Here is a 12,984-nt window from a genome sequence, read left to right on the forward strand (position 1 = left end):
TGGACGCCAGTCTCCTGCTTGGGATGTTCTCGCAAACCTCATTCAGGATCGCTCGCTAAGCGACTGCATACGAAGGTTTGCGCAATGGACGGGTGGTAAGTCCGCTTGGTTGCGGCCGTGACAAAGATTTCTTTGCCACCTCTGATCAGCTCGATTCAGCTGAGGACGGTTTCGGTTGCATTGTGTCCATGCCGGACTGGCTGGTCCGCCAAGCCGGATCGGTGCTTGGCTCGCGCGAGTTCGTTCCCTGGCCGCATCAGGTTGTACTGCAGCCAAAGCCTTTGCTCCGGGTCGCGCTGACTACCCGAAACAACGTCTCGGCATATCTGCCCATACGGAGCGGTAGAAATGGTTGGCCATGCCGCTCCTATGGTGCTGCGCCGAATTGGTGTGAGCCCTAACCGGCGCTTGTCCCTTATTGCCTCCAAAACAATGTGCGTAGTCCTGCAAGGTATGGCTTTATCGATACTGATTAACGCAATGATTCACCCATCGACGCAGAAATTCGGCGCCTGAATAGTCTTTTTGACGGATTTCACCACTCGATTGTCGGCTTCTGCTGCTAGCGAAGCCAACCACTTTGCCATCGCGAATGAAATGCTTCATACAGCCGCGCCAACGAGGCAAGAGAGCTCAAATCATGTTTCTCCTCAACTCGCACCCCGATCATCGCGCTCCCCTTGATGCTTCCGACGCCGACACGCTTAGCGTCGAATCCGCGCACAAGGTCGAGCGTTTTCTCAGGGATCGCGATGGGCACAAGGAAACTCCTCTTATTTCTTTAGCGGGCCTTGCCCGTGAGATCGGAGTTGGCTCGATCCATCTTAAGGATGAAGGCGATCGCCTCGGCCTTGGTAGTTTCAAAGCGCTGGGCGGTTCTTATGCTGTGATCCGCCTGGTGCTCGAGGAAGCCACTCGGCAGCTCGGTCGCGATGTTGAGCTGAGCGAATTGCACACATCTGAAGTTCAGTCCGTCGCACGAGGCATGACGCTCTCCTGCGCAACGGATGGCAATCACGGCAGATCAGTTGCTTATGGGGCCCAGCTTGTTGGGGCGAAATGCGCCATTTTTGTTCATTCGGGCGTCAGCAACGAGCGCATGTTCGCCATTGCTCGCTTTGGCGCGCAGATGATCCGCGTCGATGGCAACTATGACGATGCGGTTGCTGAGGCATCCCGAGTTGCGGCGAGAAGCGGTTGGATCACGGTATCTGACACGTCTTGGCCTGGTTATGAGCGGATCCCAGGACTGGTGATGCAAGGATATACCGCCCTACTGAGTGAGGCTCTGCGTCAATTGCGCGAACCCCCGACTCACGTGTTCATTCAGGCTGGCGTGGGTGGCCTCGCCGCCGCGATGTCCGGACATTTCTCAGTCCTGTTCGGCAACGACCGCCCGTTCTTCACTGTTGTCGATCCCTCGCGAGCGGCGTGCCTCCTTGAAAGCGCGCGGGCCGGGCGCCCTATAAAGGTAGATCACCGGCAATCCACCGTGATGGCCATGCTCGAATGCTACGAGCCCTCGCTCGTCGCCTGGCGCATCCTCTCGCGCGCAGCGGACGCTTTTATGACGGTCGACGACGAGGACGCAATCAGCGTGATGAAGCGCCTGGCAAATCCGAGGGATGGCGATCCGGCAGTTGTTGCCGGCGAAAGCGGTGGTGTTGGTCTCGCAGCGTTACTGAAAGCTGCTTCTGACCCGACCTTGCGGGCCAAGCTTGGTCTTGGACCGAATGCACGGGTTTTCCTGGTCAACACCGAAGGTGCGACTGATCCTTCCCTCTATGAAGAGCTGGTCGGCACGACGCCTTCTCACGTGACCGCGAAAAACGATAAGGCCGGCAAAAACATGTCAACGGATGCTGCGAGCTAGCCTTTTGGGATCTGAACACCTTCTTGAGCATTCAAGCTGGGCGATCTTGATTGCGGCGAATGTGGCCGCTTTCTTCATCTCGAATCGTCCCAAGTTGTCTCTTTGCAGAGTGCACCACCTGTGCAAGCGGCTCGCAAAGACGTTGCCCAAGCCGTCAGGTCGGCTCAACGCATAAACTCCCCATCGATCAAACAGCAGACACTCTTAGAACGGCTCGACCAATAATCAAGATCTATTCGAATCGATTGCCGTGATCACAACGGACACCTCAATTCCAGGGATGTCGCGGCGGACGTACTCCGTTCAGCACGTAGTTCCCGATATGAAAGTACTTCCAGCGCACCGGGTCGTGCAGCGTGTGGGTACGCGCATTGCGCCAATGTCGATCAAGGTTGTACTGTGCAAGCGTCGATCGCGTTCCGCCAAGCTCGTGCAGTTTGTTCGCTGCCAAAATCGCGATCTCCGTCGTCGCCACCTTGGCGATTGCAACGGCGATTGATGCCTCGTCGACCGTTTTATCGTTTGGCTCCGCAACGGCAAAATCCAAGGTGTGCCCCGCTCGCTCGAGCAGGGCTTCAGCCGCGTGCAGTTTGATGCTGAGATCTCCAATTTGGGCGATAGTGAACTGGTCCTCATAACCATGGTTCTGACCGCTATCGATCCATGGCCGTACATACTGGCGCACGAAAGCAACCGTGTCGGCAAGAGCGCCCTTGGCGATGCCCGCGTCGATCGCGGCATGGACGAGCTGGGCAAACGGTCCGTTCGCAGTCGGGGCGTCATATACCGCATGCGCCGGCAATACTGCCAATTCGGGTACCCGAAGATTGCGTATAACGACGCTGCCGCTGGCAGTCGTCCTCTGGCCGAAGCTGGACCAATCATCAATGACGCTCAATCCGTCCGCATCGCGAGGCGCGATCGCGATATGCGCTCTTCCGTTGTCGTCAGTTGCTGCAATGGCGATATAATGAGCAAAGAGCGCCCCGGTCGCATAGAATTTCTGACCGTTGATCAGAAAGCTATCTCCATCACGAGTTATCGTCGTCTCGAAAATGCCGGTATGCTTGCTTTTGGCTTCGGAGACCGCATTGCCAAAGCGATGGCCTTGCAGGACCTTACCAAACCAGAAGCGCTTCTGATCGTCCGAGCCGGTCAGTCGCAAAAGGTCCAGAACTCTCAGATGACTTTGTGGAATTTGCCCAAGTGAGGGATCGGCGGCCGAGATGATCTTGACCACTTCTGCGACCGTCGCGAAGGAGACGCCGGCTCCGCCATAAGCCTTCGGTACGGTGATGCCCCAAAGACCGCTTGACGAAAAGCGATCAAGCTCGGCTGCCGGCAGACGCCGTTCGCGATCGCGCGCTGGCGCATCGATCGCAAGTTCGGCGGCCATTTTGTGCGCGATGTCGATGGCCTCCGCGTCAGAACTGAGGACCTGCGCCTTTGGTACGACGTTGAACTCCGATCCAGCCTCGGGTCGGGCAGCACGTTCTATTATTGTGGTCATGAAAAACTCCGAAAGGCCTGGCGGCCGCCCCGGCTGGCTGGCACCATGAGGTGCCGTTCGCTACCTTGAGCCCAATCGCCGCATCTTTCGCGGCATAGACTCGTTTCCGATACGGCGCTCGAACTACTCTCCACCTTCGTAGAAGAGCTCAAGCGGCAAGCCCACCAGAGATTTGCCGATCCAGTCCCGAGCGATGATGTTCGATGGGCCCATTGCGATGGCGGCACGCGCGTCGCGGAAGGATCGTTCAATCGGCCCCCGGTGATAGCCGTAACCTCCGGTGACTGTTAGCGCAGCGGCGGCGACCTTGTTTGCGACCTCGGCCGCATGCACCTTGAACTCGGTCAGCGGGATCAGGATTTCGCTCTGCGGCTTGCCGGCGCGCCAGAGTTCGTCCAGCCTTGCTGCAAGCTCGAGGCGCCAGGGTCGCAACGATTCAACGAGCACCTTGGCCGCACCGAGTTCCTGCCGGACCGCCTGATAGTCCGCAACTCTCTTGTTCCGATCCTTGTGTACGAAACTTGCGGTGTGCTTGACGGCCGCATTCAGCACGCCCCGGGCGAGACCTTCCCAGACGGCTCCGAGCCCAATCAGATAGACGGGCGAGACGCCATTGTAGATGATTTCCTTCCCCTGTCCCTCAGCACCGAGCCGGTCCCGTTGCGGTACCCGCACGCTGGTGTAATGGATTGGCCCCGAGTGATTGGCGCGCACGCCGAGGGCGTTCCAAGGTTTTGATTCAATTCCGGCAGACTTGCCGTCTACGATGAAGAACACAATGTCGGTCTGGTCCTTGGCGCCCGGCGTGCGTGTCTGCACCACATAGAAGTCGGCCTGACCGGAGCTCGTTGTGAATGATTTCTTGGCATCAAGCAGATAGTTGTCGCCATCGCGCGATGCCTCCGACAGATTATACCACCAGTGCCCGCCAGTGGCGCGCTCGCTGGTCGAATATGTACCCAGCAAGGCACCGTTGTTCGCCTTGAGCCAGCGCTCCTTCTGGTCGTCGCTACCATATAGATTGATAGTCTGAGCCGCGCCGACATGCATGACGTAGACAAGGCCCGTCGATGCATCAACCTGGCCAATACGATAGGCAGCTTCGGCAAAATCGACATGGGCAAGGCCAAGGCCGCCAAACCGGGTTTCGTTCAGGACGCCGGTCCAGCCGGCTTCCGCCAACGCTGTCAAATTCTCTCTCGGAAAGCGGCTTTCGAGATCATTGCGATCGGCATTGATCCTTACGGTCGCATCGATGGCAGCATCCAGCCGGGAATAGGGGGGTTGGCTGAAGTTGTGTGCCAGTTTGGCTGAAGCCATTCTCAGTCTCTCCTTTTTTCTTGCGAATTCAAGCAACGGCGTGCGTCAACACTTTCTGTGTGGAGTCGGTTGGGGGTGAGCCGCCGAGGTAAAGCGCTTTGATCTCGTCGCGATTGCGCAAGGCGACCGATGTACCGGAAAGGACGCTATGGCCGTTCTCGAGGACGACCGCGTGGTCGGAAAAGCGTAACGCGACCGTCGAATTTTGTTCAGCTACCAGGATGGAGAGGCCCTGCTCTCTGTTGAGCTGCTTCAGCGCTCGGAAAATGCTCTCAACGACAAGCGGGGCCAGCCCCATCGACGGTTCGTCAAGCACCAACAAGCGCGGCCGCGACATCAGTGCGCGGCCGATCGCAGTCATCTGCTGCTCGCCGCCCGACGTTAGTCCCGAGATGGACCTGCGATGATGTTTCAGCCGTGGGAAAAGCTCGTAGATCTCCTCCAGGCCAGCGCGGATCACGCCAGACTTGGCGTCTCGGCCAATAGCGCCCGTAACAAGATTCTCTTCCACTGTCAGCGAGCGGAAGCAATGCCGGCCCTCAAGCACTGGAACGATCCCGGAGCAAACCAATTTGGCGGGCGACGCCGACACGATGTCGCGACCGTCAAAATTGATCCGTCCGGCGGTCACCTGGCCGCGCCGCGCCGGCAGGAGCCCTGAGATCGCCTGAAGCGTCGTGGACTTGCCAGCACCGTTGGCACCCAGCACGGCGACAATCTCGCCCCGCCGGACCGCGAATGACACCTCGTTCACGGCCCGGACGACATGATTGTAGGTCGCCGCCACCCCCTCGAGCGAAAGCAGAATGTCACTCATGCCCGGATCCATCCTTCCTCAGGCGAGATCTTTCGGGAGCTGACGCCTTCCGAAAGATACCGCGCAACACTTGCATTACTGGCTCACCGGATCATCACCGGAGGTACGGGTCTTGATGCCATGCTCCTTGGCATAGGCCGTCGACGACTTCTCGATGATCGGCCGGAGGAACGCCCAATCAGGCGCGATCCAATCCGAGACGACCTTCCACTTGCTCCCGTCCCATTGCTGAAACGTGACACGGCCGTCGCCCTCGTGATTGTCCCAGGTGACGTTGATCGAGTGGAATAGCCCTTTTGCGCCCAGCGCCTCGACCCGCGCAGGATCAAGCTGAAGGTGCTCAAAGCCCCAGCGAACCTCGTCGCCCGTCAGGGTGCGCTTGCCGAACTTGGCCTGCGCGATCCGGACAGCTTCGACGTTGAGGATACCGTTTACAATCCCGAGATTGTGATAGACGCTACCGATCCGCTTCTTGTCGTCGAGATTGCCCTTGTTCGCGCCGTACACGGTCTTGATCACTTCCTGCAGCACCGGATATTCGGCGCCGGACGCCTGGGTCGTAATCGCGATATAGCCCTTGGCCGCCTCTCCTGCCGGAATGACGTCTTCCTCGGAATTGGACCAGACATTGCCGATGATGTGGTCTGCTGGGAAGCCGACCTTTTGTGCGCTCTTCAAGGCCACCGGATTCATCACGCCCCAGCCGCGCAGGACCACATAGTCCGGCTTTGCCCGGCGGATCGATAGCCACTGCGATTGCTGCTCATTGCCGGGATGCGGGACCTCGATCTGCTCAAGGTCAAAGCCGTACTTGTCCGCGAGCAGCTTATAGATCGGGATTGTTTCCTTGCCGTAGGGCGAGCCATGATAGAGCACGACGATCTTCTTGCCCTTGAGCTTGTCCGGGCCGCCCTCTCTCGAGGCGATGTAGTTTACAATTCCGGAGGTCTCGCTGTAGGGATTGAGCAGCAGCGGAAAGACGTAAGGAAACACCCGGCCATCGGTCGAATCGGTACGACCATGGTTGATGGTGATCAGCGGTACTCTATCCTTTGTGATGCGGTCGATCATGGCATAGGCGATTCCGACCGACAGCGGATTCCAGGCAGCGATGCCGGGACGATTCTTCAGACGCTCATAGACCTCTACGCCACGCTCGACCTCGTACTGGGTCTCGCCCTCATCCCAGGTCAATTTTACGCCGTTGACGCCACCATCGCGGATGTTGATGAGATTGAGGTAATCGATGAATCCGCCGAAAAAGCCGGTGCCGCCGGCGGCATAAGGACCGACGCGATAGCTTTGCAATGGAAAGAACTGTTCGTCGGCGTGGGCAGCCAGCGTACTGGCAAGGCCGGCGGCGAGTAACGCCCCCAGAGTCATTTTCAATCGTCTCAGCATGCTCATTGCAAGCTCCTTTGAGTTGTTAAGAGATCAAGTCGGCGCTGCCGTGCGCCTTCCAGAGCGAAGGGTAGACCAGGTGCGATCCCACAAGGCGATCAGACCGCGTGGTTCGGCGATGAGAAATACGATGATGAGCGCACCGATCACGATACGTTGGCTCATCTCCAGGACGCCGGAATCAAACACGCTGCCGAGGAGGGCCGCGCCGACGCGTGACAGCAGAAGCGGGAAGACGACCAAAAAGGCCGCCCCGATGAAGGAGCCGCGCAGCGAGCCGAGACCGCCGATGATGATCATGAACAGGATCTGAAATGAGCGGTCGAGATTGAAGCCGGCCGGCTCGACAGTGCGCAAATACGCAAAGGCCCAGAGAACGCCGGCAACGCCGATGAGGAACGACGAGATACCGAAGGCGAGCAGCTTGGTTCGAAGCAGCGGCACGCCGATCACTTTAGCCGCGATCTCATGGTCGCGCACTGCGATGAAGTTGCGGCCCGACTGGGATCGTAGCAATCGCAGTGTCAGCAAGGTTGAGATGACGACGATCGTTAGCGAAAAGACATACCGCTCGGCAGCGTTCGTGAACGAAATGCCCGCAACGCTCAGAACGGGTGCATCGATCACACCGGATGGATTGTCGTTAGAGAACCAGCCGAATTTGGTGAGCGCCCATTGTACGAAGAACTGTGCGGCGAGAGTCGATACCGCCAGATAGAACCCCCGCAACCGTAGGCTGGGCAATCCGAACACGATCCCAACGGCAGCAGCGATGCCGCCTGCCAGCACCAGATCAACCAGCAGCGGCAAGCTCGGGATGCGAAGATGAAGGTTGTAGGCCGCATACGCGCCGACCGCGAGAAAGGCGGCCGAGCCGAGCGAGACCTGTCCAGTGTATCCGGTGAGAACATTGAGCCCCACGGCGGCCAGCGCCAGCGCCAGGAACGGCGTCAGCACCGCATCGAGCAGATAATCCGATCCGACGAACGGAACAACGCCGTAGGCGAGTGCGACGATGATCCCGCCCCACAGGATCTCGGCCGACGGACAGCTCGATTTGCTGAAGGGAATCGCCACTGCCTATACCCTCTCCACGAACTTCTGTCCGAACAGGCCAGATGGCCGGATCAAGAGCAGCGCAAGTGCCGCGACATAGGCGACCCAGGTCTCGATGCCGCCGCCAAAGGAGGGTCCGACATAGACTTCGGACAATTTCTCGATTGCCCCAACCAGAAGCCCGCCGACGATCGCGCCTAGGATGGAATCGAAACCGCCGAGCACCAGCACCGGCAGTGCCTTCAACACGACGAGCGAGAGCGAGAACTGCACACCGAGCCGCGCGCCCCACAACAGCCCGCCGACCAGGGCGACGATCCCGGCCACTGTCCAAACTGCGGCCCAAACACGCGGCAGCCGCAGGCCGATTGCAAGCGCTGCAAACTGATCGTCGGCGACCGCACGGAACGAAAGTCCAGTGCGGGTGTAGCGGAAGAACAGCGCAAACACCGCCACCAGGCTGCCTGCAACCGCGGCCGCGAACAGATCGAACCCGCTGATCAGCACGCCGGCGACTTCGAATGGGGTATCACTGATCCCGATGTCAAGCCCATGGACTTGCGTGCCCCAGAGGAGCTGTGCGGCGCCTTCGATCACATAAGAGAGCCCGAGCGTCGCCATGAACAATGTGATCGGAGGCTGGTTGACGAGCGGCCGCAGCACCGTGCGCTCAACGGCGATGCCCAGTGCGATCATGATGGCCAGTGTTGCCACGAGCGCCGCGGGAAACGGCGCCCCACGCTCGACCAGGCTGACAAAGGTCAGCGCAGCGAAAAGCAGCATCGCGCCTTGGGCGAAGTTGAGTACGCCGGAGGTCTTGTAGATCAGCACAAAGCCGATCGCGACCAGGGAGTACATCACTCCTGACAGGAGGCCTCCGATCAGCACCTCAATGAAGAACTGATAGTCGCACATCAAATCACAAACTCCGCATACTTCTCGTGGTCGACGCCGAGATAGGCTTCGATCACGGCAGGATCGGCTCGGACTTCCTCAGGCGTGCCGTCGGCTATCTTCCGCCCATGGTCGAGCACGGCCACGCGATCCGACAGCCCCATCACGAGGCCGATGTCATGCTCGATCAGCACAACCGTGGCGCCGAAGTTGTCGCGGGCGTTGCGCACGTGGTGCGACAACTCCTGCTTTTCGGTCATGGTCACACCAGCGAATGGCTCGTCTAGGAGCAGGACCCTTGGCCGGCCCACCAGCGCCCGCGCAAGCTCGACGCGCTTCTGCACGCCATAAGGCAGCGTTCCGGCAATACGGTCCTGAACGTGGTCAAGATGCAGGAAGCCGATGATCTCCTTTGCCGCCGCCCGGTTCTCCGCCTCGATGCGCCGCGCCAGCGGCGAGCCGACGATCTGCCGCAGAAAGCCGGGCCGCAAGCGGTGCGCAAGCCCCATGAGTACGTTGTCGAAGACCGAAAGTCCCTTGAACAGGGCGAGATTCTGAAATGTCCGCGCCACGCCATGGGCGGCGAGCTTCGACGTCGGCACATCACGGAACGAATGCTCGCCGAACCATACTTCGCCTTGACCAGGCCGGTAGAGTCCGCTGACAACGTTGAGCAGCGAGCTCTTGCCGGCCCCGTTAGGCCCAATGACTGCCCGGATTTCACCCCGCGCGACCTGTAAATCAACATCGCGCAGTGCTACGGCACCGCCGAAGCTCAGCGAGATGTTCGCAAGTCCGAGAACCGGACGTGCGAGCGTAACAGGCTCTGTGCGGCTCACAATCGCCTCGCCCCGCTTTCGCCTCGCGTGACCGACATGTTCGTCGGAAGAACCATCCTCCAGACAAAGCGCAGCCCCTCCTGTCGCAATCCCCGCCACTTGGTCCCCTCCCCAACGAACTCGATTATTCGGCAGCCTGCGCACGTACGGGCGCGCTTGCCTCGAGCTCTCGAACGAGCGGGATCACATGCTTGCCGAAATATTCGACCTCTTCCTGGAAATGGAGGAAACCGAGCAGGATGAGATCGGCACCAGCGCCCTTGAGCTCGATAATGCGTTCGGCGACCTGTTGCGGGGTTCCGATCAAATTCGAGCGGAAGCCATCATTGTATTGAACGAGGTCCTGGAAGGTGGATTTGGCCCAATTTCCCTCGCGCTCGGGGCTGGCATTGCCTGCATTCTGGACCTCGTGGTGGAATCCACGAACCGCATCGGGGATCGCCTTATCGATGATCTCCTGCAAGACTTCCTTAGCTTCGTCTTCTGTTTGCCGGACGATACCGAAGGCATTGATTCCAATCTTGGTGCGCCAGCCCTTGCCAAACGCCTTTTCCTTGGTCCTGATGTCCTCGACCTGGGCCTTCAGGCCGTCCGGGGTATTGCCATTGGTGAAGTACCAGTCGGACACACGGGCAGCCATGTCGCGGGCTGCCCGCGAGGAGCCGCCCTGAAAGATCTCTGGCAGCGGATCGAGCGGCTTTGGCTTGAGCGAATAGTCGTTGAACCGATAGAAGTCGCCCTTGAGGGTGAAATTTTCCTCGGTCCAGATCCCGCGCAGCGCGTTGATGAATTCCTCCGAGCGGCGGTAACGCTCGTCATGGTCCAGCCAAGGCTCGCCGATTGCATGGAATTCGCCGCGGAACCAGCCCGAGACGATGTTGACCGCAACGCGTGCATTGGTGAGTTGGTTGATCGTCGCAATCTGCTTTGCGGCGAGCGCCGGATTCCAAGGCCCGGGAAGGAGAGCGGCGATCACCTTGAGTTTTTCAGTCGCGGCAAGGAGCGCGTGAGAGAAGCTGACGGACTCGTGCTGCTTGTCGGCACCATAACCTGCCGTGAATCGGATCTGGCTCAAGGCATAGTCGAAGCCAGACTTCTCGGCGATCTGGGCAAGCTTGCGATTGTAATTGATATCCCAGCTGGTGCGCTGTTCGATCGAAGAAATCACGAGGCCACCGGATACGTTCGGCACCCAATAAGCGAATTTGATCGGATTGTTGCTCACAGTCATCCTGTTTGTCCCTCAAGAATTAAGCTTTGCGTGAAGAAGAGCGACGATCTCAGGCAGGCAGCATCGTGCCGTCGCACCCACGAGACCGACGCGGCTCACGTGCTGTTCGTCGTCGTTTAAGCTATTGATTCAGAAGCGCTACGGTCGTCTCGGACGCGGTCCGAGCATGTGCATTTCAGCCGCACCAACACACGTTCGCACAAAAGCATCGACAAGCCGTGGGTTTGGTCAAATCACTCACCCCGTCGACGTTGTTGTTGCGCATCATGAGCGTCCCTGGCTGGCACCGTTGCATGATCTATCGTCTCAAAGAATTCTCGACGGCGCGAGTCGAAGACGAACTATTTTTCCTCCACTTAAGATAATCAATTTTTGTAATTTTTCATCAGACGCGATTTTTATTGCGCGAATGAGAACACCCACTGAATGAATGCGTACAAACTTGTCGCAAAGCTCACGATCGTCAGCCAACGTGTGTCTTATTCATCGAAAGGCCTTCAGCTGTTTTTCAACAGTCAGGCTCAGTCTTTCTTATCGTCCCATAAACTCTTCTAAAATCCTCGCCATGCTACCCCTCGAGGCAATGCACTCACCCGTTACGATCACGAGTGCTTTCGATTTCGTCTGCATGCTGGAACGGTCTTTTTTGCTGGCTGCCGAGATCCGCATGCCGCTCAACAGCTCAAACGCCGAAGTGACAAGGAGCGCTCAAATATATGACTAGCTGTCGCAAACAAAAACAGACATCCGGAGCGCGCGACGATGGGCGCGATGCCTTCGTACCGGCGTGGCTGGACATCAACTGATGCCATGTCCCATGGTGACAAGCAGACGCCTCGCGACTTCGCACCTTGAGATCTTCATCGCTCACAGAACGCTTTTTCATCGGTGATCGTCCATCGAAAACTGTGGAGGATAGCGGACAAACGATGTCCGTTGCCGACTGCGAGCGAGCCATGCTCCTGCGGACCACGGAGGCGTCTAGCGCGGTTGTTTGCTTTTGGAGCCGCCGAGCGCCGCGCGTTGGGATCAGCGAGGTTGAACCTACAGTTCGGAGGCAAAGAATTCGGAGGCTGGCGTCGGAAAAGCCATCACGAAGGCGGGACTTCGGACAACATCGACAAGGTCGTTCATGAGGTGCAGAGCGATGAACCGGATGCCGCTCACGGCGACGCCACGCATCGGATTTGATTCCACTGAAGGCGACCTTTTTCGGCGCTTCGATCGCTCCAATGAGTCCAAAACATCCCGCGTCTTTGCACCTAATACGATGCGTTCCGCTAACTTTGGCTCATGCGGTCTCCCAAAAAACCCAGCATCGGCGCTCTTGTCCATGACCGGCGCAAGCGCCTCAACGCTAGCCAACGCATTGGCACCACCCGCTAATACCGAGCGTGGTCACGTGCATGCCGAGTTGCGACTGCTGCTCTGTACCCTTGGGCTTCCGCCTGGATGCAAGCCGATCAGTCCGGGTACGCTCAAATCCCGCGTTGAGATCAACGCGGTCGTGACAGGAGCTAGAAACCAGAAAGAGCGACCTTGTTTGACCTGTTGGTGGGCTCCCCGCGGCCGACCATTTGGAGAGCAACTTGGTCCATTAATAAACCACTCTAGGCATTACGGTCGATTTATAGATCAAAACATCGAAGCTTCAGGCCGCAACGGCAATCGTCGAAAAAGGAGAGCCGCTGACGCAGGACCTCGATCGCGCGCTCATACATGGAAGCTCGATCGGCGGCGCCCGGCCCAAGACAGTGATCACCTCAGACAGCACGAAGTACATCGCCAAGTTCTCCTCGCAGAACGACCTTTACAATGTCGTGAAAGCCGAGTTCGTAGCCATGCGACTGGCCACCAAAGTGGGGCTTGCTGCGGCTTCCGTCAGCCTTGAGCGCGCCGCTGGCAAAGATGTGCTGCTGATCGAACGCTTTGATCGGCGATGGGCCGATTCCGTTGAAAAAGGCCGGCGGTTGCGACTCAGAGATACCAGTGATTCAGTCTGTCTAGTTGGCAGGACTGAAGATCATGATGGGACATCGGCAA

Annotated in this window: 10 protein-coding genes and 1 pseudogene; 2 read left to right on the top strand and 9 right to left on the bottom strand. The window is 58.5% G+C overall.

The window, feature by feature from the left end:
* The first annotated feature begins 640 nt into the window (after nucleotides 1-640).
* Nucleotides 641-1,873: a diaminopropionate ammonia-lyase gene (locus tag SO139_RS34035; RefSeq protein WP_498541363.1), complete on the top strand. Its 1,233-nt coding sequence runs from the start codon at nucleotides 641-643 to the stop codon at nucleotides 1,871-1,873.
* Between the two features lie 268 nt (nucleotides 1,874-2,141).
* Here the strand turns inward: SO139_RS34035 and SO139_RS34040 are convergent, their stop codons facing one another.
* From SO139_RS34040 to SO139_RS34080, 9 genes are all read right to left on the bottom strand, one after another.
* Nucleotides 2,142-3,383, bottom strand: a complete 1,242-nt coding sequence (locus SO139_RS34040) for an SfnB family sulfur acquisition oxidoreductase (RefSeq protein WP_498541364.1) — start codon at nucleotides 3,381-3,383, stop codon at nucleotides 2,142-2,144.
* 123 nt (nucleotides 3,384-3,506) lie between these two features.
* Nucleotides 3,507-4,703 (bottom strand): acyl-CoA dehydrogenase family protein, encoded by a 1,197-nt coding sequence (locus SO139_RS34045; RefSeq protein ID WP_449380734.1) that lies wholly within the window; start codon nucleotides 4,701-4,703, stop codon nucleotides 3,507-3,509.
* Between the two features lie 28 nt (nucleotides 4,704-4,731).
* Entirely contained in the window at nucleotides 4,732-5,520 is a 789-nt protein-coding gene (locus tag SO139_RS34050) for an ABC transporter ATP-binding protein (RefSeq protein ID WP_498541371.1), read from the bottom strand.
* 75 nt (nucleotides 5,521-5,595) lie between these two features.
* Nucleotides 5,596-6,927, bottom strand: a complete 1,332-nt coding sequence (locus tag SO139_RS34055) for an ABC transporter substrate-binding protein (RefSeq protein WP_498541365.1) — start codon at nucleotides 6,925-6,927, stop codon at nucleotides 5,596-5,598.
* A 27-nt stretch (nucleotides 6,928-6,954) separates the two neighbouring features.
* Nucleotides 6,955-7,956, bottom strand: coding sequence for a branched-chain amino acid ABC transporter permease (locus SO139_RS34060; RefSeq protein ID WP_498541372.1), 1,002 nt, complete (start codon nucleotides 7,954-7,956; stop codon nucleotides 6,955-6,957).
* A 45-nt stretch (nucleotides 7,957-8,001) separates the two neighbouring features.
* Nucleotides 8,002-8,892 carry a branched-chain amino acid ABC transporter permease gene (locus SO139_RS34065; protein ID WP_498541366.1) on the bottom strand — a complete coding sequence of 297 codons (891 nt, stop codon included), beginning with the start codon at nucleotides 8,890-8,892 and terminating at the stop codon, nucleotides 8,002-8,004.
* Entirely contained in the window at nucleotides 8,892-9,710 is an 819-nt protein-coding gene (locus SO139_RS34070) for an ABC transporter ATP-binding protein (RefSeq protein WP_498541367.1), read from the bottom strand. Before SO139_RS34070 ends, SO139_RS34065 begins: the two co-directional genes overlap by 1 nt.
* Before the next feature lie 124 nt (nucleotides 9,711-9,834).
* On the bottom strand, nucleotides 9,835-10,941 hold the full coding sequence (gene sfnG, locus SO139_RS34075; protein ID WP_498541368.1) for a dimethylsulfone monooxygenase SfnG: 1,107 nt from the start codon (nucleotides 10,939-10,941) through the stop codon (nucleotides 9,835-9,837).
* Nucleotides 10,942-11,985: 1,044 nt separating this feature from the next.
* A complete protein-coding gene (locus SO139_RS34080; RefSeq protein WP_498541369.1) occupies nucleotides 11,986-12,276 on the bottom strand; it encodes a hypothetical protein in 291 nt (96 codons plus the stop codon).
* 311 nt (nucleotides 12,277-12,587) lie between these two features.
* Between SO139_RS34080 and SO139_RS34085 the strand changes: the two are divergent.
* Nucleotides 12,588-12,878 (top strand): annotated as a pseudogene (locus SO139_RS34085) (HipA domain-containing protein); the annotation flags it as partial.
* Nucleotides 12,879-12,984 lie beyond the last annotated feature (106 nt).

Source organism: Bradyrhizobium sp. UFLA05-89, from assembly GCF_059803475.1.